The following is a 22163-nucleotide window of genomic DNA, read 5'->3' as shown; positions in this document are numbered from 1 at the left end:
GCCGAGGCGCACGTTTTTCCAAGATGAGGCGCGGTTCGGGCAGAAGGGGCGGCTGTGTCATCGCTGGTGGCTGAAGGGCCAGCGTCCGCCCGGCCTATGCGACCAAAGGTTCGACTGGACTTACCTCTATGCCGCCGTCGAACCCAAGACGGGGGACGGCTTTGCCCTCGTCCTGCTGACGGTGTCCACCGTCGCCATGAACCGCTTCCTCGCCGACTTCGCCGCCACCCTGGCCTCGGACGACCACGCCGTCATGGTCCTCGACGGCGCCGGTTGGCACGCCAGCAAGAGCCTGGTCGTGCCCGCCAATCTCACCCTCGTGCCCTTGCCGCCCTCTTCGCCCGAGTGTAACCCGGTCGAGCGGATCTGGCTCTTCCTCCGCGAAAAGCTGATGTCGCTGCGGGTCTTTCCCGATCAGGACGCCATAATCGACGCTTGCTGCGACGCCTGGAACGCGCTTGTCGCCGAAACCGGCCGCATCAAATCACTCTGCTTCCCGCCTTGGCTCCAGAAGGTCATTTCATAGGAGAGGGTCTGTTGAAAAAGGCGGCTTGGCGGAGGTGCCGGCAAGTTGGGTGAGGCGGCTCGCCATTATGCGGCTTTCTGCTGGAATCCAGTTGAACGCTGTCGGGCGCAAGCCAGGATCAGGCGAAGGACTGCGGCCAGCCGCTTGAGGTTGACAGCCGCGGCGGCGAGGTAGGCCTGGATGCGCATGTTGTCGAGGCCGCGCCGGACGGCGCGACCCAGGCCATGCCACGTCTTGGCCTCCCCATGATAGCCTTCGACACGGATGCGGTGGCTGCGGTAGACGCCCCGTTCGCGCTCCTGCCAGCGGGCGTATTTGCGCCGAGCACGCAGCAGAGCGGGGTGATCCTGATGCAGCAGAATGGCCCGCCGCTTCATCGTCGCGCCAAAACACTTCGGACGCAGGCGGCAGGCTTGGCACACCGGAACCCGCGCCCGGTACGCCTGAAAGCCATCGCTGTCGGGCTTGCCGTGCAGCCGCAACAGCCGCTTGGCCGGGCACCGGACCACCCGGTTCTTGGCGTCGAGCTTGAACCGGCGCACCGGGATTACGCCGCGTTTTGGTGGGTGCTCGGCCTTGGTCGGGATAATCGCCTCGATGCGGCGCGCCTCCAGTTCGGCGAACACGCGGGTGATGGCGTAGCTGGCATCCATGCTCGCCGTCCGGATGGCGGCACCAGTGGTCGCCGAGATGGCGTCCAGTTGCGCGCCGACCGTCTGGGTGTCATGGACGGCGCCGGTCGTCACCGCCACATCGAGAACCACGCCGCATCCGGCATCGACGGCGGTGTGATGCTTGTACGACGGCTCGCTGCGCCGCCCCTTGCGGTTGGTCGCCAAGCTGGCGTCGGGATCGGTGGTGCACGCGGATGGCAGCGCAACGCGTCGCCGGGATGTTCCGCCGTCAGGTGCCCCGCTCTCCCCGTCCTCGGTGTTGGCGCTCTCCACCGCCGCGACATGGCGCCGGGCGATGGCATCCCAGCTGACGTTGGCGCGGATCAAGGAGCTGTCGAGGTGGACGACCTCGCCGGTGGCGATCCGCGCTGCAACGCAGGCCTGGACGGTACGCCGGAAGATCCGTTCAAAGCGCTCGGCTCCCCAGCGTTGCCGGATCCGGGTGAGGCTGGAATGATCCGGCAGCGGCTCGTGCAGCCCATAGCCGATGAACCAGCGGATGGCCAGGTTGACCTGGGCCTCGCGCATCAGGCGCCGGTCGTGCACGATCCCCAGCAGCATCCCGGCCAGCATCAGGCGCACCGCCACCTCGGGCGCAATGCCGGGGCGGCCGATGCCCGCGTGGTAGAGCCCGGCCACCTCCGCCTCCAACCAGCTCAGGTCGAGCACCTTGTCAACCCGGACCAGCACATGGTCCTCCGGCACCAGATCCCTGAGCGATCCGGCAACGAACAGCTCGGGCTGGCGCCGATCCCGCTGACCCAGCATGGCGGTGTCCTCCCTCACACCGCCATCGAATCAGTCATTCACCGCTTTTTCAATAGACCCGGAGAGTCGGTATCAGTTGCCGTCCCTCAAGCGCATCGCCGCCCTGGCCAGGGAGCGCCGCGAGGCCGAGGGCCTGTCCCAGAAGGATCTGGCCTCGCTGGCCGGGGTGCATCACACCGTCGTCATCGCCCTGGAGAAGGGCACGGGCCATGTCCGCTTCGAGAACGCCTGGACGGTGCTGGGCGTGCTGGGCCTGCTCGACCGGCCGGAGTCCTCGATACCGGGCCACCCCCCCCTGACGGGACGTGGCCAGGGCAATCGGGTGAACCGAATTTTGGCCGATTGAAGCCCCTCTCCCGCAAGGGGAGAGGGGCTTCGAGCGATGCCTTGGAACGCAGCCCGCCTTCCGCCTCAGCGTTCGTGCATAGCCTCCTGGGCGCGGCGCGACAGCGGGGAGAGCAGGTAGTCGGCGATGCGGCGGCGGCCGGTCTTGATCTCCGTCGTCACCGTCATGCCCGGCGCCAGCCGGGTCGCGCGGCCGTCCACGTCCAGCGTGTCGCGGTCGAGCGCGATGCGCGCGGCGTAGACCGAGCCGGTCTCCGCCGCCTTCGCCGCCGTCTTGTCGGTGTTCTTGTCGGCCGAGGCCTGCTGCACCGCGTCGCCCGACAGCGAGGCGACCCGGCCGGGGATCAGCCCGTATTTGGTGAAGGAGAAGGTGTCGACCTTGACCTCCGCCACTTGGCCCGGCTCGATGAAGCCGATGTCCTTGTTCTGGACGAAGGCCTCGACCTCCAGCCGGCTGTCCTCGGGCACCAGCACCAGCAGCGGCTGGGCGGTGGTCACCACGCCGCCCACCGTGTGGACGGCGAGCTGCTGGACGTAGCCGTCGACCGGCGCCGTCAGCCGCTGCAGCGAGACGCGCTGCTCGGCCTTGGCGAGATCCTGCTCCAGCGAGGCGGCCTTGCGCTCGGCCTCCGCCAGACCGGTGTAGAGGGAGCGGCGGAACTCCGCCTCGGTCTGGTTGCGCTGCTCGGCGTTGGCGGCGAGCGAGGCGTCGGATTCGGTCATCCGGATCTTCTGGACCAGCAGCTCCTGCTCCTGCCCGACCAGATCCTGCTGGAGCTGGAGATACTGGAAGCGCGAGGTGGTGCCCTGCGCCGACAGCGAGCGCAACGCCTCCGCCCGCTCGCGGATCAGCGGCAGGGTGACGGTCAGCTTGTTGACGGTCTGCACCACGGTGGCGCGGTCGGCCTCGCGCCGGGCCTGCTCGCGGTCGATGGCGGCGAGCTTGGCACGCTGCTCGGCGATCTGGCTTTCGAGGAGCTGGCGCTGCATCTGGGCCAGCGACGGCGACAACCCGGCCGGCGGAACGAAGGCGCGCAGCGCGTCGAGCTTGCCGTTCTCCACGTCCAGCGCGGCGCGCAGCCGCGCCGCCTCGGCCCGCGCGGCGGCCAGATCGGAGCGGAAACGGTCTCGGTCGGCGGTGGCCTCGGTCGAGTCCAGCTCGATCAGCAGGTCGCCGGCCTTGACCAGTTGGCCGTCCTCGACGCGGATGGCGCGGACGACGCCGGCCTCCATCGGCTGGATGGTCTTGGTCCGTCCGCTCGGCACCACGCGGCCCTGAGCCACCGCGACCACGTCGATCTCGCCGAACCACGCCCAAGTCGCCGCCGCCGCGAAGGCCAGCATGATGACCGCGCTGAAGGTCCGCGCGGTGGGCGAGGGCGGGCGCTCCATGATCTCCAGCGCCGCCGGCAGGAAGTCGATCTCGTCGCGCCGCCGCGTCGGCAGGCGGCGGACATTGTTGGACGCCGGGACGGGAGCGGGAGCAGGGGCCGCCTTGGCGGTTGCGGGAAGGGTGGCGTTCTGGGCTTGCGTCATGATCGCTCTCCTCAACCCGCCTGGGTGACCAGGCCACCCGGCTGGGCGGCCACCTGCTGTTGCGCCACCGGAGCCGCCGGATGCCCGCCCATCTGGCCCCGGAACAGGGTGGCGTAGCGGCCGCCGCGCCGCAGCAGCTCGTCCGGCGCGCCGTCCTCGACGACCCGGCCGCGCTCGACGGTGACGATGCGGTCGGCGATGGCGACGGTGGACAGGCGGTGGGCGATGATCAGCACGGTCCGGCCGGCGCAGATGCGGCGCATGTTGGCCTGGATGATGCGTTCGGATTCATGGTCGAGCGCCGAGGTGGCCTCGTCGAAGATCAGGATGCGCGGGTTGGTGACGAGCGCGCGGGCGATGGCGACGCGCTGCCGCTGGCCGCCCGACAGGCTGGCCCCGCGCTCGCCCACCACCGTGTCGTAGCCGTCGGGCAGCTCGGCGATGAAGTCGTGGGCGCCGGCCAGCTTCGCCGCCGCGACGACGCGGGCCATGTCCATGGTCGGGTCGGTGAGCGCGATGTTCTCGCGGATGGTGCCGGAGAACAGCACGTTGTCCTGGAGCACCACGCCGATCTGGCGGCGCAGCCACACCGCGTCGGCGGTGGACAGATCGGTGCCGTCCACCATCACCCGGCCGCGCTCGGGCACGTGGAAGCGTTGCAGCAGCTTGGCCAGCGTGCTCTTGCCCGAGCCGGACGTGCCGACCACGCCGACGATCTGCCCGGCCGGGATGTGCAGCGATACGTCGCTCAGCGTCTCCGGCCCGTCGTGGCGGTAGCGGAAGGTCACGTGGTCGAAGGTCAGGTCGCCCTTGATCGCCGGCATGGCGCCCTTGCCCGCCGTCTGGAGCGGTTCGGGCGCGGTGTTCAGGATGTCGCCGATGCGCTGCATCGACAGCCGCACCTGCTGGAAGTCCTGCCAGAGCTGGGCGATGCGCAGCACCGGCTGCACGACGCGGCCGGCGAACATGTTGAAGGCGACCAGCTCGCCCACCGTCAGGCTGCCCTCGATCACCAGCTTGGCGCCCAGCCACAGCACCGCCATGGTCGACAGCTTGGAGACGAACTGCACGCTCTGGCTGGCGATGTTGTTCAGGTTGCCGGCGCGGAAGCCGGCGGTGACGTAGCCCGACAGCTGGTCTTCCCATTTGCGCTGCATGCGCGGCTCGACCGCCATCGCCTTGACGGTCTCGATGCTCGACACGGTCTCGACCAGGAAGCTCTGGTTCTCGGCGCCGCGCGCGAACTTCTCGTCCAGCCGGCGGCGCAGGATCGGCGTCGCGACCAGGCTGATGGCGATGTAGACCGGGAAGGAGGCCGCGACCACCGCCGTCAGCATCGGGCTGTAGACCATCATCACGCCCAGGAAGACCACCGTGAACAGCAGGTCCAGCACCAGCGTGATGGTGGAGCTGGTCATGAAGTTGCGGATCGTCTCCAGCTCGCGGACGCGGGCGACGCTGTCGCCGACGCGCCGGGCGGCGAAATAGCCCATGGGGAGCGACAGCAGCCGCTGGTACAGCTTGGCGCCGAGCTCCACGTCCAGCCGGTTGGCGGTGTGGGCGAAGGTGTAGGTGCGCAGGCCCCCCAGCACCGCCTCGAACAGGGTGACGGCCAGCATGCCGATCATCAGCACGTCGAGCGTGCCGAGGCTGCGGTGGACCACGACCTTGTCGACGACGACCTGGAAGAACAGCGGCGTCACCAGCCCGAAGAGCTGGATGAAGAAGGAGGCGAGCAGCACCTCGCCGAGGATGCTGCGGTATTTCCAGGCGACCGACCCGATCCAGCGGCCGTCGAAGCGCGCCTGCCCCATGCCCATGGCGCCCTTGCGGCCCAGACACAGCAGGCGGCCCGACCACAGCGGCTCGAAGGCGGCGCGGTCGATGACGCGGGTCTGGCCGCTCACCGCGTCGTGGACCAGCACGCGGTCGGCGTTGGCCTTGGCCAGCACCAGGAAGCCGCCGTCCGGACCGGGCACCAGGGCCGGCAGCGGCGTGCGCTCCAGCCGCTCCCACGAGGTCTTGACCACCCGCGCCTTGGCGCCCAGGCGCTGGGCCTGCCGGACCAGACCGTCGAGGCCCGGCGTCTCGCCACCGCAGGCGTGGCGGACGCTCTCGTAATCGGCCGGAACGCCCAGGATGCGCAACGCCGCCACCAGCCCGGCGATGCCCGCGTCGATCTTGGGACCGATCGCGGAGTCCGTTCCAGAGTCGATCCGGCCGGTTTGGGCCGGGCTGTTCTGGGTCGAGCCATTGTGGGTCGGATCGTTCGCCGGCCCGTTCTGCGTGTTTTCCATGAGGCTTTCCGGTTCCGAAAACTTTATGGGAGGCGCCGAAAGGCTGCACCATACCGAAAATGCGCATCCCCGGACCCCGCCACCACCTCGAACGATGGAGTAACACCCACCGGTCATCCCGGCTTTTCCTAGACCCGGACGCACCGATGGGAGTACGCATTCAAGCGCGATCCCTTCGCCGGAAAGGACAGCCCCGAACGTATTCGCAGGGTCTCCGGACCTTGTTTTCCCCGCCAACCGCCGGATGCGTCCGATCTTGTCGCTTTTGCCGAATATCCTTCGCCTTCTGCTGCTGTTGCTGACGCCGCTGTGGCTCTCTCTGGCGGCCCAGGGGCTGGGGCTGCGCTGGTCGCTGCCCGCGGTGCTGTCCGACTGGCTGCAGCTCGAGAAGACGGTCGATCCGGCCAGCCTGCCGCCGCCGGGCTGGCGGGAATCCGGCTATCTCGCCGCCAACCCCGACGTCGCCGCCGCCGTGCGCGACGGCCGGATGAGCAGCGGCTACGCCCATTACCTCCAAAGCGGCCGGGCCGAGAACCGCCCCGGCGGCTTCCGCACGGCTCCGGTTCCGGCTCCCCCCTCCGTGTCGGCTTCCGCACCGGCCCCCGCGCCGATCCCGGAGCCGCCGCCTCGAACGGCGGCCATCGCCGAACCGGCGCCGGCCGTTCCCGCTCCGCCCCCCAAGCCGCGCCCCGAACCACAACCGGATCCGGCCCCCCATTCGGAGCCTTCGCGCCCGGCTTCCCCGCCCGCACCGGCACCGGAGATGAGGGCCAGCCCGAAGCCGGCGACCGGCGTCCAGGTCGCCCGGATCCGCACCGGAAACAGCGACGGCGCGGTCCGGGTCGTCCTAGATCTCGATCGCGCGCCGCGCTTCGAGCCGCCGTCGCGCCGGCCGGACGGGTCGCTGGCGGTGACGCTTCCGGGCACGGACTGGCGGGCCGCCCCCGCCGGCCGGCTTCCCGCCACGGAGTTCACTTACCGGGTCGAGAACACCGGCACATCCAGCCGTCTCATCATCAAGGGACCGGCCCCCCTCGCGTCGAAGGGCATCACCGCCCTGCCGCCGGACGGCGAGCGGGGGCACCGGCTGGTTATCGACGTCGCCACGGCCAAGCCCGTCCAGGGCAAGCCCGCCCGGCCATGACGAAAGACGGCGCCGGGAGGACCCGGCGCCGTCGTCACGTCACGCTTGGTGGTGGGCTCGGCCGCGCCGTCAGGCGGGCAGATCCGCCCGGCGCTGCCCGTTGAGCCCGCCGTCGGCGGCCACCAGGGTGCCGAGCGACGCCGAGGCGGCGCTCTGGTCCTGGTGGAAGCCGTCGATCCCCTGCGAGGCCGACCCGGTCATCCCCGCCGCCAGCATCGCCACCGCGACCGGCGCCGCCGTCGAGGTGCTCTGCTGGATGTAGGCCAGTTCGACGGCTCCCGGCTCGGTGCCGAAGACGGCGCCGATGCTGGGGTTGCTGGCAAGGTAGGCCGCCGGGTCGAAGGCGGTCGTCGAGCGGTTCTCGGCGAAGCCGTGCTGGATGTAGTGCAGTTCGGCCGCCTTGGTGTCCGGACCGATGGCCTGGACCAGATCCGGGTTGCTGGCGACGTAGCGCAGCGCGTCGAAGCTGGCGGTGCGTCCCTCGGTCATGCCGCTCTGGATGTAGTGCTGCGCCGCCGCCGCCGGGTTGACGCCGAAGACCTGCACCAGGTCGGGGTTCGCCGCCAGATAGCCGTAGGCGTCGAAGCTGGCCGTCCGGCCTTCCGCCATGCCGTTCTGGATGTAGTGCTTGGTCGCGGCCACCGTGTCGGTGCCGAAGGCCGCCGCCAGATCCGGGTAGGAGGCGATGTAGGACAGGGCGTCGAAGCTGACGGCCCGGCCCTCGGCCATGCCGGTCTCGATGTAGTGCTTGGTCGCCGCCACCGTGTCGGTGCCGAAGGCCGCCGCCAGATCCGGGTAGGAGGCGATGTAGGCCAAGGCGTCGAAGGTGACCGTCCGGCCTTCCGCCGCACCCTGCGCGGTGAAGTGCTGGGTGGCCGCCGCCGTGTCGGTGCCGAGCGCCGCCGCCAGATCCTGGTAGGAGGCGATGTAGGCGAGCGGGTCGAAATTCGCCATCATGACCGCCAGCGGGGTGACCTCCACCGCGACGCTCTGGGCCGCGACGCCGCCCCGACCGTCGTTCACGCTGTAGGAGAAGGCGCCGGCGCTGCCGGTGACGCCGGCCGTGGCCACGAAGCTCAGCCCCGGCAGGTCGCCGGCCGTCAGCGTCTGGTTGACGGCGACCGTCGAACCGTCGGCCAGACGGACCACGCCGCCGGCCGGCACGCCGATGACCGTCACCGACAGCGCGTCACCGTTGATGTCGGTGGGCGCGGCGATGCCGAGCGACACGGCGGCGGTCTTCTCCCGCATCGTCACCGTCTTGTCCGCCTGGACCGTGGGGGCGTCGTTCACCAGCTCGACCGGCTCCAGCGTCGGCGGAGGCGGCGGGGAGACCGGCTCCGTCACCGGCGGCGGGGGGGGAGGCGGCGGAGACACCGGCTCCGACACGGGCGGGGGCGGGGGAGGCGGCGGGGAGACGGGTTCCGTCACCGGCGGGGGAGGCGGCGGCGGGGAGACCGGCTCCGTCACGGGCGGGGGAGGCGGCGGCGGCGGGGAGACCGGCTCCGTCACGGGCGGCGGCGGGGGCGGGGGCGGTGGAGACACCACCACTTCGCCCAGCGTCACGCCGCCGCCGGTCAGTTGGAACTGCGTCGGGTCGAAGGTCCCGGCCAGGGTGACGGTCAGGTCGGCGCCGGCCACCGCGTCGCGGCCGAAATGCAGCACCGTGTTGCCGCCGACCGTCTCGGCCTGGATGCCGCCGGCCAGCAGGTCGGCGCCGTCGCCCAGCCCCAGCAAGCCGTCGAGCGTCAGCCCGTCGATCACCAGCCGGTCGCCGATGGCGGCGTCGGTGATGGCGACGCTGCCGGTCGTGCCGGCGGCGATGTGGAAGACGTCCGCCCCGGCGCCGCCGGTCACGGTGGTGGCGCCCGTGCCGCCCACGGTGATGGTGTCGTCGCCGGCCGAGCCGGTCACCGCGACCCGACCGAAGCCGGCCAGCCCGGCGCCGCTCACGTCGATGGTCGCACCGCTCCCAGCGGCGCCGACCACCAGGCTGTTCCCGGCCCCGGCGCCCGTCACCGACAGGCCGGCGAGCTGGGCGGAGGACAGCGTCAGGGTGGAGGCCGCGTCGGTCAGGGCGATGGTCTCGATGCCCGACACCGCCACGGCGGACAGGTCGGCGCTGCCGTCGATGCGCAGCACGTCGGTGCCGGCGCCGCCCGTGATGGCCGTGAAGGCCTGGGCCTGCGCGCCGGTCAGGGTGACGTCGTGGCCCCGCGCGCCGGTCAGCTCCAGCGCTTCCACGCTGGTCAGCGTCATGCCGGTGATGTCGATGGCCGGCGAGGCTGCGATGGTGGACTGGTAGATGTCGGCGGACACATCGTTGTAGGTGAGGTCGTCGCTGCTGATCTCCAGCGTGTCGGTGCCGGCGCCGCCGTCGAAGCTGACCGTCCCGGCGTCGTTCTGGTTGACGACGAGGTAGCGGTCGTTGCCGGCGCCGCCCTCGATCACGTCGGCCTGGGCCTCCGAATAGCCGCCCGAAATGTTCTGGCCGGCCATGAACAGGTCGTTGCCGGCACCGCCGCGCATCGTGTCCACGCCCCAGCCGCCGATCAGCGTGTCGTTGCCGGCGCCACCGACCAGCAGGTCGGCGCCGCCGAGGCCCCAGATGCGGGCGCCGCTGTCGTCGGCGGTCAGCGTGTCGTTGTCGTTGGTGCCGGGCACCACGCCGCCGACGGTGCCGCCGGGCGGGGTTTCCTCACCGACCGGGGGCGGCGGGGGCGGGGGAGGCGGCGGGGAGACGACCGGGCCGGTCGGGGTCACGCCGAAGCCGATGCCCCCCGCGCCGAGCAGGATGTCGGCGGCGGTCAGGGTGCCGGCGATGGTGATGCTGAGGTCGGCGCCGGCCGTGGCGTCCGTGCCGATGTGCAGGACGGTGTTGCCGCCGACCGTCTCCATCGCGACCGCGCCGGCCGCAAGCGCGGCGCCGGTGCCCTCGGTGACCGCGCCGGACAGGGTCACGCCGCTGATGGTGAGGGTGTCGCCGGTCTTGACCCCGGTGATCCGCTCAAAGCCGGCGGCCTGCTCGGCGGTCATGACGATGTGGTGGGGGTCGGCGCCGACCAGATCCAGGTTTTCCACGCTGGTCAGCGTCATGCCGGTGATGTCGACCGTCGGGGAGGCCGGAGTGACCTTGTATTCGTAGTTGGTCAGGGCGACCGAGCTGATGCGCAGCGTGTCGGTGCCGGTGCCGCCGTCGTAGGTGACCGTGCCGGCCTCAAGCTGGTTGGCGATCAGGTAGACGTCGTTGCCGGCGCCGCCGTTGATGATGTCGGACTGGGTTTCCGAAAAGCCGCCGGACTGGACCTCGCCGGCCTCGAAGGTGTCGTCGCCGTCGCCGCCGTTCATCGTGTCGCGGCCCCAGTCGCCGAAGATGCGGTCGTTGCCGACGCCCCCGTCGATCAGGTCGTCGCCGTTGCCACCGCCGATGGTGTCGTTGCCGGCCTCGCCATGCAGTTCGTCGTTGTCGGCGCGGCCGTAGATCAGGTCGTCGCCGGCGCCGCCGAACACGGTGTCGTTGCCGTTGCCGGCTTCCAGCGTGTCGTTGTGGGCGCTGCCGTGCTCGACGTCGTTGCCGTCATGGCCCCAGAACCAGACCGGGCCGTCGCCGGCGGTCAGGCTGTCGTCGTGGTTGGAACCGATCCAGCGCTGGATGTCCTCGAACGTGTCGCCGGCCGCCTCGCCGGTGTTGTTCGACGGATTGCCCAGATCGAGGGTAATGCCGGTCGCCGCGTCCTCGTAGGTGACGGCGGTGAAGCCGTTGCCACCTACGTAATGGTCGGCGCCGAGGCCGCCGTTCAACGTGTCGCCCGCCAGACCGTCGTTGCCTCCGCCGATCAGCGTGTCGTCGCCCGCGCCGCCGACCAGGCTGTCGTTGCCCGTGCCGCCGACGATCGAGTCGTTGCCGGCGCCGCCGTTGATGGTGTTGCCGGTGTTGTCGCCGACCAGCGTGTCGTCGCCGTCCGTGGGGGTGCCGGTGTAGGCCAGCACATGCGTCCAGCCTTCGGTGCGGGCGAAGGGGGCCTTGGCCGGGACCGGCGCGGTCATGACGTCGAGATCCCAGGAACCGCCCAGATCGGCGTGGCCGACGGCCCGCGAGGACGCGGCGACCCGCGCGCCGGTCGCCTGGGCGAGCGCCTGGGCGAAGCGGCCGCCGTCGGCGCCGGTGTGGCAGGCGTGGATCAGGATCGCGGTGTCCGGAGCCTGCGGCCAAGTCCGGCCGGCGACCGAGCCTGCGTCGAGAACCTGCGCGCCGATGCGGACCGCGCCCGGTTCGCCATGCGCCAGAAGGTGAATGACCGCCGGGCGCCGGGTCAGCGCCTGGGCCAGGGCAGCGTGGGCATCGCCCGCCGCCGCGACCGGAACGACATGGACGTCCGGCCCGCATTGGCCGAGCAGAACGTCGAGATCGGCAAGGCCAGCATCCGCAATCAGTACGTCGCGCACAGGTCTTCCTCCTTGGGATGGCGGCCCATCGGAATGCAGGCAAGAAACGGCCCGTTCCGGTCTGGTATTCCCGCCGCTCACTGCTGACGAGTGTGTGTGAAAAGCGTTCGTTGACCCTAATGTGGCTGAAAAAACGACGTTAACAATCCATTAATGTGGGCTAGGCACGGCAAGAAGGGGGGAGGTAACTTTCAACATGTTCGGGGTATAATTTGTTGTTCCCGCTTTGATTTGCCGATTCGGGATGACGCTGAGGCGGTTACTCGAAAGGATAGTTTGCGAGCAAAGCATCCTGAAAAAACCCGCGAAAAAGGGGTGACCCTCCCCGTTCGGCGAGAGCCTCCTCCACTGAAATGAGGGGTTGTAAAAGCGGTCCTCAATCGCCCCGGCGGACCGACCGGGGATCCCAGATCATCGCCGCCATCAGCGCCCGCTGGGAGATCCGCCGGCTCGCCTGCACGGCGCGGCGGCGGCGCAGGACGCCGCCCAAGCCCGACAGGGCCGCGCGCAGCCCCCGGCGCACGGTGCGGGCCGGCGCGCCCCGCCAGCGGAACAGCAGCAGATAGGCCGTCGCCAGCAGATAGAGCGGCCCGCTCGCCAGGATCAGGGGAAAGGGCATGTTCTTCATCAGGATCCACAGCCCGTTGCGGGCGATGTGGAACAGGCTGAAATCGCCGTACTCCTTGGTGATGCCCGAGCCGACATGGTGGACCACCGCCGCCCCGACCTGACGGCAGCCGCCGCCCAGCAGCCGGATGCGGAAGCCGAGATCGACGTCCTCGCCGTAGCAGAAGAAGGACTCGTCGAAACCGCCCGCCTGCTCGAACAGATCGCGCCGGTACATGGCGGCGGCGGCGCAGGGCGAGAAAGTCTCCCCGTCCGCGAAGGGCGGCACGGCGGACTGCCCGACGCCGCCGCGCCAGAACAGCCCGAAGCCGGCGTAGCGGTCGCCTACCCCGTCCAGCCGCGTCGGATCGTCGGCCGAGAGCTGGGTCGAGCCGAACATGGCCACGCCGGGATGGGATTCCGCCGCCTCGAGCAGCGCGCGCAGCCACCCCGGCTCGGCGAAGGCGTCCGGGTTGAGCGTGACGATCCAGGGAGCCTCGGCCCCCCGCGCCCCGGTGTTGTTGGCGGCGGCGAAGCCGGTGTTCTCCGAGAGGCGGATCAGGGAAAAGCGCGGATCGTCCGGCACTTCGATGGCGTCGGCGTCGCGCGAGGCGTTGTCGACCACCACCGCCTCGAACCGGCGCTCGGTCTGCGTCCGCAGCGCGGCCAGGCAACGGTTGACGTAGGCGGCCGAGTTGTAGCTGACGACGATCACCCGAGCCAGCGGCGCGGCGCTGTCATCATTTATTTTCATGATCTCATGGCTTTAAAGAATGAAATCGAAGGCCGTGAAGCCGTAGTTGGCGATGTTCACCTGGATGCGGAAATCGGCGGCGCGATCGCCGTCCACATCGCCCTCGATCAGCGTGACCGCGCCGGACACCGTGTAGCGCAGTTGCCCGGCGGCCGAAAAGCCAGCCGTCCCGATGAAGCTGAAGGTGTCGTTGACGGTCGTGGCGGTGACCGCGTCGATCTCCGACACGTCGATGCGGTCGCCCTCCGCCCCGATGGTGCCATGGCCGGCCATCCCCAGCAGCGCCTGGGCGGCGACGGCGGCGCCGTTGAAGTTGACGATCACGTCGGGGCTGGCGAGCGTCGATTCGTTGGGGTTGCGCACCGAGAACCAGTCGGCGCCGGTGCCGCCGTCCATCAGGTCGGCCCCGATGCCGCCGATCAGCGTGTCGTTGCCGGCCCCGCCCAGCAGCACGTCGTCGTGGGACAGGGTCGAGGTCGCGGAGACCGCGATGGCGTGGGTGCGGTCGGAATAGACGTCGCCGAACAGGATGTCGTCGCCCTCGCCGCCGCGCAGAACGTCGGCCCCCATGCCGGCGTAGAGCGTGTCGTTGCCGGCCCCACCGTCCAGCCAGTCCATGCCCTCGCCGGCGTCCAACCAGTCGTTCCCGTCCTCGCCCAGCAGCGTGTCGTTGCCGGACACATTGATGACGTCACCATTCAGCCTGTCGTCGCCGGTCCCGCCGGACAGCCGGTCGTTGCCGGCGCCACCCTCCAGCGTGTCCATCCCGGCGTCGCCCAGCAGCGCGTCGTTGCCGGTTCCGCCGAGCAGCTGGTCGTTGCCCGCCAGCCCGCTGAGGGTGTCGTTGCCGGCCCCGCCGCCGAGCGCGTCGGCGTTGGGGGTGCCGACCAGGTAATCGTTCCCGGCGGTCGCCGCCGCCGACACGGGCAAGCCGCCGAGGGTGGGAAGGGAGAAGGTCACCAGCGACCCCACGGGAAACAGCCCGTCGGTCGCCTGGAGCATTTCGACCCCGCTGAGCGTGTCGGAGCCGTCGGCGCCGGTGACCACCAGATTGCCGCTGCCGTCGAAGGCAAGCGCGTAGCTTGCCATGGCGCCGGTCAGGACGAAGGTGTCGATCCCGCCCGACCCTTCGACGCTGTCGTTGCCGGCGGTGCCGCTGAGGGTATCGTTGCCGGTGGTGCCGGCGACCGCAGCGGCCACGGGGCCCAATGCCGAGGCCGCGCGCAAGGGACGGCGCTCGACGAAGCCATGGGCGATGTAATGCTCCAGCGCGGCGATGGCGTCGCCTCCGACCGCCGCCGCGACATCCGGGTTGGCCGCCAGATAGGCGGCGGAGTCGAAGCGGACGCTCCGGCCTTCCCGGGCGCCGAACTCGATGTAATGCCGGGCGCCCGCCACCGCGTCGAAGCCGAACACGGCGACGAGGTCTGGGTTGGCGGCCAGATAGGACCGGCTGTCGAACCGGGTGGTCCGCCCCTCGGCAAGGCCGTACCGGGCGTAATGGAGCAGCGCCGCCGCCGGGTCGGCGCCGATGGCGGCGCGCAGATCCGCGTTGGCCGCGAGGTAGGCGTAGGGATCGAAACCCGTGGTCGTCCGTCCCTCGCGCAGGCCGTTGGTCAGGTAGTGACGTTCCGCCGCAGGCCCGTCGATCCCGACGGCGGCCAGCACGTCGGGGTTCGATCCCAGATAGCCGTAGACGTCGAAGCCGGCGGCCGTGCGCCGCTCGTTCCGCCCCGTCTGGGCGTAGTGGCGGGCGGCGGCGATGGTGTCGGTGCCGAAGGCCAGGGCAAGGTCGCGGTTTCCCGCCAGATAGCCCAGCGCGTCGAAGGCGGCGTCGGCGGTCGCCGTGGTCCGCCCGTCGATGGTGACGGTCTCGACCCCCGCCAGGATGTCGGTGGCCTGGGCGGACACCGCCGCGTAGCGGCCGTCGCCCAGGGCGACGACGACCGGGGTCTCCGCCTGGTAGGCGCCGTCGCGCAGGGCGTAGCGCCGGGGGTCGGCGCCGTAGACCGCGCGGTCGCTCCCCGCCCCGCCGTCGAAGGAGCGGCCACCGGGAACGCCCATGTAGAAGACGTCGTCGCCTTCGGCGCCGACGATCTCGGTCAATCCCTGGAAGATGCGGACACCGAGCCGGTCGAGCTGGCCGGTAGGCAGGGCGACGTCGACGCCCTCGATCCGGTAGCGCTGGGCGCCTCCCGCGTCGCGGTCGATCAGGCCGGTGAAGCGCGCGGTCAGGCCGTTCCCGCTTCCCGTCGCGCTGTAGGTCAGGCTGGTGTCGTGCCACCGGCCGTCGGCGACGCGCGCGACGGTGACGGTGTTCGTCCCGGCGGCGAGCGCGCCGGACGCGGGCTGGGTCGTGAAGGCGTCGTGCACGAAGCCGTTCGCCAGCCGGGCCTCGTCGAAATCAAGCGCGAAGCCGGACCCCGCCACCAACCGCGACATGCCTCAAGCCCTTCCCAGAGATCGCCTGTGACACGGCGAAGCAGGCCGCTCCCGACGCGACGGCCGGGAGCGGAAACGGGTCAGACCACCTGGAGATAGGCCGGATCGAGCGCGCCGTGGCGGAACGGGATCCAGTCCTTGTGGTCGGCGCGGTACTGGAGACCGTAGGGGTTCTTGAAGAAGATCTTCTGGAGCGGCTGGCCGCCCTCGGCGCGGGTGCGGTCGATGTCGAGCAGCGGCGACGGCGCGAACACCTTCTCCCACAGCTCGGTGTTGTCGACCTCGCGGCCGGCGTTCTTCACGTAGTCGCGGGCGGTGTCGCTCAGCTGCCACGCCTCTTCGACCATCGCGTAATAGTCCACAGTTCCCTCGGCCATGGCCTTGCTCCAAACAAGCGTTGCAAAAGAGATTGCGCTCACATAGCGCATTTCCAGCGGCAAAGGAACTCCCTGCCGCCGCTCCGGTTCCCCGATCTTTAGACGGTGTCGACCAGCCGGTCCGGCACCATGTCCCGGCGGGGCTGGCCTATGGGCGCCGACAGCCGGGCCGCCGACCGTTGCGCTCCGCACAGACGTTTCCAGGACCGCGTGCCGAGCAGCCGGCGGACGACCCCCCAACCGACTGCGGCCAGCCCCAGCAGGCCGACCGACGCCCCGAACGGGCCGCCGATCGACAGCCCCGCCAGACCGGCCAGGCCGGCGGCCCCGGCGCGCAGCCCGATGGTCCGCGCCACGGCTCCGGTTCCCGGCGCCAGCCGGGGCAGCAGGACCAGCAGAAGCCCGCAATCGGCGGCGGTCCGCAGACTCCAGGCGATGGCCGCGCCGGTCGCGCCGTAGCGGTCGGCCAGGAACCACAGGACGCCCAGATAGACCGGCAGTTCGGCCAGCTGCAGCCGGGCCGTCACGTCGACCCGCCCGACCCCCTGGATCAGGGTGTAGGGCACATAGGCGGTCGCGTTGAAGAAGACGCCCAGCGTCAGGATGGACAGGATCGGTCCGCTGTTGGCGGCGAAGGCGGGCCCGAGCCACAGCTCCAGCACCCGGTCGCCGCCGACGATCACTCCCGCCTGGACCGCCAGGAACACGGCCAGCGTCAGGTGTCCGGCGGCGTCGAGCATGCGGGGCAGGGCGGCGGGATCGCGCCGGAACAGGCTGGAGGCCAGCGGGAACAGCGCCATCGACAGGGCGCCCGGAACGACCATCAGCCGGGTCAGGATCTCGAAGGGCGTGGTGTAGAAGGCCACCAGGGCGGCCGGCACCAAGCTGAGCAGGATGAAGCGGTCGGCGTACAGCATCGCCGGGCCGATCAGGTTGTTCAGCATCATCCAGGCGCTCATGGTGAACAGCCCGCGCAGGGATTGCCGGCCGTAGCGCGCCGGCCGGACCAGATCGGGCACCAGCCGGACCGCCAGCACTCCGTAGGCGACCATGCCGATCAGCCGTCCCACCGCGATGGCGGCGATGACCGGAACCAGGCTCTGGCTGAACGGCAGGACGCAGAGCGGGCTGAGGTAGTTCAGAACGCCGACGGTCATCCGCACCAGGTTGATCGGGCGGAAGCGCTGGTGGGCCTCCAGCACGCCGCGCAGGCCGGCGGACACGAGCGCGATGGGGACGATGGCCGCCACCACCATCAGGCTGTCGCGGATTTCCTGGGACGGCGTGCCCGACCCCAGGAGGAAGCGATCCGCCAGCCCCCCGGCAAGGCCGGCCACGACGCCGCCGGTCAGCAGGCCGAGCAGCGCCATGATGGCGATGGCCGGGCCGGCGATCCCCGCCGTCCCCTCGGCCCCTTCCCCGGCCGCCCCGCCCCGGCCCCCTCCCGTTCCGTTGCGCCCGACCCGCTCGGCGACGATCTGGACCAGCGAGCGCCCAAGCCCGAGGTCGAGCACGGCCAGATAGCCGAGCAGCGCCCAGATCAGGGTCAGGGCGCCAAAGCGCTCCATGCCGACGGCGGCGAGAAGCCACGGAATCGACAGGAGCGCCGCCAGCATCGGCAGCCCCTCGCCAAGCAGATTCCAGAGCGTGTTGCGAAACAAGGGCGATGTCCGTACGCAGCGCACAGAGAGAAGGCGGGCATGGCCGGGACCATCACACCTCTGGCTTTCGGCTTAGGCACTATAGCGTCCCGGATAACAATCCTTATCCGTCCATCCCGAAAAAAAGGCTAACGGATTCGCCATTCCGTCACGAGATGGCACCGGTGAGCGCCCGTTCAAGAGCGGCGGCGACCCGGTCCACGTCGGCGTCGGCCATGTTGGGGAACAGCGGCAACGACAAGGTCCGGCCGTAATGCGCCATCGCCCCCGGCAGATCCGCTTCGCCGTAGCGGCGGCGCCAGAAGGGCTGCCGGTGAACCGGGATGTAATGGACCTGGCTGCCGATTCCGTCGGCCCGCAGCGCCGCCATCACCCGCGCCCGCGACCGGCCGGCGGCGGCGAAGTCGATGCGGACCGCGCAGAGATGCCAGGCCGGGTCGCACCAGGGCACGGCGGCCGGGGGCTCGACCAGCGGCGCCAGGGGGGCCAGCCGCTCGGCGTAGAGCGCCATCAGCCGACGGCGCCGCTCGACGAACGCGTCGAGGCGCCGGATCTGGCTGAGCGCCAGGGCCGCATGGATGTCCGAAAGCCGGTGGTTGAAGCCCGGCTCCGGCATCTCGTAGTACCAGGGGTTCGGCGTGCCGTCCGCGTCGAAGGCCGCCTCGGGGTCGGCGAAGCCAGGATCGCCGTGCTGCGCGGCGCGCAGCATGCCGTGGTTGCACAGGCCGCGAACCCGCGCCATCAGGGCCGGGTCGTTGCCGGTCACCGCCCCGCCCTCGCCGGCGGCGATGGTCTTGACCGGGTGGAAGGAGAAGACGGTGAGCGCGCTTTCCGCGCAGGCCCCCACCGGGATCGCCGCCCCGCCGGGCACGCGGTCGACGCTGCCGACGGCGTGGCAGGCGTCCTCGACCACCGCCAGCCGCTCGGCGCGGGCGAGGGCGCCGAGATCCGCCATCGGGGCGGTCTGGCCGGCGTAATGGACCGGCGCCAGGGCGCGCACCCGCCAGCCGGCGGCCCGCCCGCGCGCGACGGCGGCCTCGGCCTGCTCCGCCCCCATCAGGCCGGTGGCGGGATCGACGTCGGCGAAGGCGACCTCCGCCCCGGCGTGGCGTGCGGCCGACGCCGTGGCCAGGAAGGTGTTGGCGGGCACCACCACCGCGTCGCCCGGCCCCAGATCCAGCACCGCGTAGGCCAGCCGCAGCGCCGCCGTGCCGTTGGCGCAGGCCACCGCCTCGCGGGCCCCGACCCGGTCGGCGAGCGCGCGCTCGAAGGCGGCGACCGCCGGCCCCTGGGTCAGCCAGTCGCCGCGCAGGACCGCCGCGACGGCGGCGATGTCCTCCTCGTCGACGCTCTGCCGGCCATAGGGCAGAAAAGGCGGGGCGGCGGCGGTCACGACGCCTCGGCCAGCAGGGCGCGCAGCCGGTCGCCGTCCAGCCAATCGTCGTTGCCGTCGCTGGCGTAGCGGAAGCCGTCGGCGACCGGGCGGGCGTCCAGCCCCTCGTAGGGGGCGTGCTGCCAGAAGGCGAAGGCCGGCTCGATGACGTAGCGGTCGGACAGCTCGTAGGTCTGACGGGAGTCGTCCTCGGTGATCATCACCTCGTGCAGCTTCTCGCCCGGCCGGATGCCGACCAGCTTGAGGGGCAGATCCGGCGCCATCGCGCGGGCGAGGTCGCCGATCCGCATGCTGGGGATCTTGGGCACGAAGATCTCGCCGCCCTGCATCATGGCGAAGCAGGACAGCACGAAATCGACGCCGTGCTGCAGGGTGATCCAGAAGCGGGTCATCCGCTCGTCGGTCACCGGCAGATGGTCGGCGCCCTGGTCGATCAACTTGCGGAACAGCGGCACGACGCTGCCGCGCGAGCCGACCACGTTGCCGTAGCGCACCACGGAGAAGCGCGTGTCGAGCGCGCCCGACAGGTTGTTGGCGGCGATGAAGATCTTGTCGGCCGCCAGCTTGCTGGCGCCGTAGAGGTTGATCGGGTTGGCCGCCTTGTCGGTGGACAGCGCGATGACCCGGCGCACGCCCGTCGACAGGGCGGCGCGCATCACGTTCTCCGCCCCGTAGACGTTGGTGTTGATGCACTCCATCGGGTTGTATTCGGCCGCCGGGACATGCTTCAGCGCGGCGGCGTGGACGCAGAAATCCACCCCCCGCATCGCCAGCTCCAGCCTTTCGCGGTCGCGCACGTCGCCGATGAAATAGCGCAGGGTCGGCGCCCAGTCCGCCGGCATGCGCTGCTGCATCTCGTACTGCTTGAACTCGTCGCGCGAGAAGACGATGACGCGTCGCGGCTTGGCGTGGCGCATCACCGTCTCCACGAAGCGCCGCCCGAAGGAACCGGTGCCCCCCGTCACCAGGATCGATCGCCCGTCCAGCATCCGCAAGCCGGCGGCGCGCGAGTCCTCGATGGAGGTGCCGATGAGGTCGCTCTCTCTTGTCTTCACCATCGGTTCCGCCTGCTGGTCATGGACTGGATCGGGAATGGAAGAGCTCACGGTCGACCGTAACCGGAGCTTCCTGAGCAGGGGGTTAATTCAGCGGGCCGGCGCGCGCAAGGCGCGTCTGCCGCGCGGACTCCCCTCAAGCTTCGGAAAGCGGCGGCAGACGGCCGGCGTGCAGATCCTCCAGCAGGCGGATCTGGGCCGGCAGGCAGACGGTCTCCAGGTCGAAGCGCTCGACCACCGTGCGCCGCGCGGCGGCGGAGATCCCCGCCATCCGGGCGGGATCGTCCAGCGCTTCCTCCACCCGGTCGGCGACCGCCTTGGCGTCGAAGAAGTCGACCAGCAGGCCGTTGCGCCCGTCCTCGATGACCTCCGCCACCGGCGGGGTGTCCGAGCCGACGATCACCGCGCCGCAGGCCATCGCCTCCAGCATCGACCAGGACAGGACGAAGGGGTAGGTCAGGTAGACGTGGGCGCGCGAGATCCGCAGCACCGACAGGAAGGACTCGTAGGGGATCTTACCCAGGAAATGGATGCGTTCGGGATCGGGCCGGACCTCCGCCGTCAGCCGCTCGCGCCAGGTTCCGCCCTCGGCCGGCTTGGTGCCGTAGCTGACCTCGTCGCCTCCGACCACCAGGATGTGGGTGTTGGGGCGGCGGCGCAGCAGATCCGCCGCCGCCCGCATGAAGGTCGGGAAGCCCCGGTAGGGCTCCAGGTTGCGGGCGACGTAGGTGACGACCTCGTCGGCGCGCGACAGGATTCGGCCGCCGGGCAGGGTGACGGTCGCCGTTTCGTCGGGCCGGCACAGCGCGGTGTCGACGCCGTCGTGGATGACCGAGATGCGCGGACGGAAGACGGCGGGGTGCTGGCGGCGCTGCCATTCGGTCGGGCTGATTCCCCAATCCGCCGCTTCCAGACCGGCCAGCAGGGCGGCGTTCTTGGCCCGGATCCGGCAGCGCGTGTCGAGGGTCACCGGCTTTTCCGGGTCGAACCCGACGTCGGATCCGTCGGCGCGGTAGAAGAACTCGCAGTAGAGCATCAGCTTGGCGTCGGGAAACACGTCCTTCAGGAACAGCGCCTCGCCCCAGCCGGGATGGGCGCAGATCACGTCGGGCGTGAAGCCCTCCTTCTGCAGCGCCAGCCCGGCGCGCACCGCGCCCTGCCCGTGCAGGATCTGCCCCTCGAACAGGGTGATGTAGGGGTGGGTGGCGCTGCCCGGTTCGCGGGCCGGACGGTAGACGACGCTCCGCACCCCCGGCAGGCTGCGCTGGACCTTGCCGATGAAGGCGACCTGGTGCGCCGGATCGGCGGCGAAGCGGCGGACCAGATGCTTGTATTGGCCGGGCGTGTTTTGGTGGACGAACAGAATCCGCATGGACAGGCTGCGCGAAAGTGGTGGAGGGCCGACAGCCTGCGTCCTTCGGGCGTGCTTGTCGATGCCACAAAGGGAAGGGGCGGCCATTTCACGCGCCGGCGGGGCCGCCTATAACGGAGGTTCGAGCCGTTCCCACCTTCCCGAGGCCCACGCCATGGACCGCCGCCACCGCATCCTCGCCCGCCGGGTCGGGCTTTCCAACAGCCGCTTCGACGTGATGCTCGACCATGTGGCGGGACCGGACGGGGCGGAGGTGCCGGATTTCCTGATGGTGCGGCCGAAGGTCCGGCTGGCCGGCGGCGTCGCCGGGGTCTGCGTGCTGCCGGTGCTGGAGGATGGCCGCGTCGGGCTGATGCGGGTCCACCGGCCCCATTTCGCCGGGCCCCTGTGGGTCGCGCCCTCCGGATTCGCCGAAGCGAACGAGATGGCGGAGGCCTCGGCCCTGCGCGAGTTGGAGGAGGAGGCGGGGCTGACCTGCGCGCCCGCCGACCTGCGCCCGCTGGGCCGCCTGCTGCTCGACCCCGGCGTGCTGGAGGCGAGCCTCGCCCTGTTCGCGGCGACCCGGTGCCGGCCCCTGCCTGACGGCGCCGCGGCCACCCCCGAGTTGGGCGCCGGGCGCTTGGTTATGATGAGCGCCGAGGAGGCCGAGGAACTGGCGCTGACGTCACCCGCGATGGATGGCGGGACCGTCGTCGCCTGCCTGCGCTGGATGGCGCTGCAACGCCAACAAGGGCAGTGAGGGGTCCCCAATCTCCTCTTTCCAGCGG

The 22163-nt window shown here is 70.8% G+C and carries 14 protein-coding genes and 1 pseudogene; 4 read left to right on the top strand and 11 right to left on the bottom strand.

From position 1 onward, the window contains the following. Positions 1-13: 13 nt before the first annotated feature. A pseudogene (locus EJ913_RS31685) lies at positions 14-526 on the top strand (IS630 family transposase); the annotation flags it as partial. 65 nt (positions 527-591) lie between these two features. Here EJ913_RS31685 and EJ913_RS16960 read toward each other — a convergent pair. Further along, positions 592-1968 (bottom strand): transposase, encoded by a 1377-nt coding sequence (locus EJ913_RS16960; RefSeq protein ID WP_126999970.1) that lies wholly within the window; start codon positions 1966-1968, stop codon positions 592-594. Between the two features lie 76 nt (positions 1969-2044). Here EJ913_RS16960 and EJ913_RS16955 point away from each other — a divergent pair, with 76 nt between their 5' ends. Beyond that, positions 2045-2314: a helix-turn-helix domain-containing protein gene (locus EJ913_RS16955; protein WP_185909813.1), complete on the top strand. Its 270-nt coding sequence runs from the start codon at positions 2045-2047 to the stop codon at positions 2312-2314. Positions 2315-2379: 65 nt separating this feature from the next. Here the strand turns inward: EJ913_RS16955 and EJ913_RS16950 are convergent, their stop codons facing one another. Continuing rightward, positions 2380-3849, bottom strand: coding sequence for an HlyD family type I secretion periplasmic adaptor subunit (locus tag EJ913_RS16950; protein ID WP_126999966.1), 1470 nt, complete (start codon positions 3847-3849; stop codon positions 2380-2382). Between the two features lie 11 nt (positions 3850-3860). Beyond that, on the bottom strand, positions 3861-6146 hold the full coding sequence (locus EJ913_RS16945; protein WP_126999964.1) for a type I secretion system permease/ATPase: 2286 nt from the start codon (positions 6144-6146) through the stop codon (positions 3861-3863). A 265-nt stretch (positions 6147-6411) separates the two neighbouring features. On the opposite strand from EJ913_RS16945, the gene EJ913_RS16940 reads away from it, so the two are divergent. After that, positions 6412-7290 (top strand): hypothetical protein, encoded by an 879-nt coding sequence (locus EJ913_RS16940; RefSeq protein WP_244939389.1) that lies wholly within the window; start codon positions 6412-6414, stop codon positions 7288-7290. A gap of 69 nt (positions 7291-7359) precedes the next feature. Here EJ913_RS16940 and EJ913_RS32140 read toward each other — a convergent pair whose 3' ends face one another. The 8 genes from EJ913_RS32140 to EJ913_RS16895 all read right to left on the bottom strand — a co-directional run bounded on the left by EJ913_RS32140 (position 7360) and on the right by EJ913_RS16895 (position 21396). After that, a complete protein-coding gene (locus EJ913_RS32140; protein ID WP_211098976.1) occupies positions 7360-11736 on the bottom strand; it encodes a DUF4347 domain-containing protein in 4377 nt (1458 codons plus the stop codon). Positions 11737-12112: 376 nt separating this feature from the next. After that, the gene (locus EJ913_RS16925) at positions 12113-13096 is read right to left on the bottom strand and encodes a glycosyltransferase family 2 protein (RefSeq protein ID WP_126999960.1); all 984 of its coding nucleotides are present in this window, start codon (positions 13094-13096) and stop codon (positions 12113-12115) included. 12 nt (positions 13097-13108) lie between these two features. Then, positions 13109-15538 carry a calcium-binding protein gene (locus EJ913_RS33040; RefSeq protein WP_126999959.1) on the bottom strand — a complete coding sequence of 810 codons (2430 nt, stop codon included), beginning with the start codon at positions 15536-15538 and terminating at the stop codon, positions 13109-13111. Positions 15539-15618: 80 nt separating this feature from the next. Beyond that, the gene (locus EJ913_RS16915) at positions 15619-15915 is read right to left on the bottom strand and encodes a hypothetical protein (protein ID WP_126999957.1); all 297 of its coding nucleotides are present in this window, start codon (positions 15913-15915) and stop codon (positions 15619-15621) included. Positions 15916-16013: 98 nt separating this feature from the next. Next, on the bottom strand, positions 16014-17576 hold the full coding sequence (locus EJ913_RS16910) for a flippase (protein ID WP_238519299.1): 1563 nt from the start codon (positions 17574-17576) through the stop codon (positions 16014-16016). 148 nt (positions 17577-17724) lie between these two features. After that, positions 17725-18969, bottom strand: a complete 1245-nt coding sequence (pseC, locus tag EJ913_RS16905) for a UDP-4-amino-4,6-dideoxy-N-acetyl-beta-L-altrosamine transaminase (RefSeq protein ID WP_126999955.1) — start codon at positions 18967-18969, stop codon at positions 17725-17727. Further along, the gene (pseB, locus tag EJ913_RS16900) at positions 18966-20027 is read right to left on the bottom strand and encodes a UDP-N-acetylglucosamine 4,6-dehydratase (inverting) (RefSeq protein WP_238519364.1); all 1062 of its coding nucleotides are present in this window, start codon (positions 20025-20027) and stop codon (positions 18966-18968) included. The genes pseC and pseB overlap by 4 nt, the downstream gene beginning before the upstream one ends. A 133-nt stretch (positions 20028-20160) precedes the next feature. Beyond that, positions 20161-21396: a glycosyltransferase family 4 protein gene (locus tag EJ913_RS16895; protein ID WP_126999953.1), complete on the bottom strand. Its 1236-nt coding sequence runs from the start codon at positions 21394-21396 to the stop codon at positions 20161-20163. A gap of 154 nt (positions 21397-21550) precedes the next feature. Between EJ913_RS16895 and EJ913_RS16890 the strand changes: the two genes are divergently transcribed. Then, positions 21551-22135, top strand: coding sequence for an NUDIX hydrolase (locus EJ913_RS16890; protein ID WP_185909812.1), 585 nt, complete (start codon positions 21551-21553; stop codon positions 22133-22135). Positions 22136-22163: the final 28 nt, after the last annotated feature.

Origin of the sequence: Azospirillum doebereinerae, from assembly GCF_003989665.1 — a bacterium.
Lineage (GTDB): Bacteria > Pseudomonadota > Alphaproteobacteria > Azospirillales > Azospirillaceae > Azospirillum > Azospirillum doebereinerae.
This window is presented reverse-complemented; position numbering and strand designations above follow the sequence as displayed.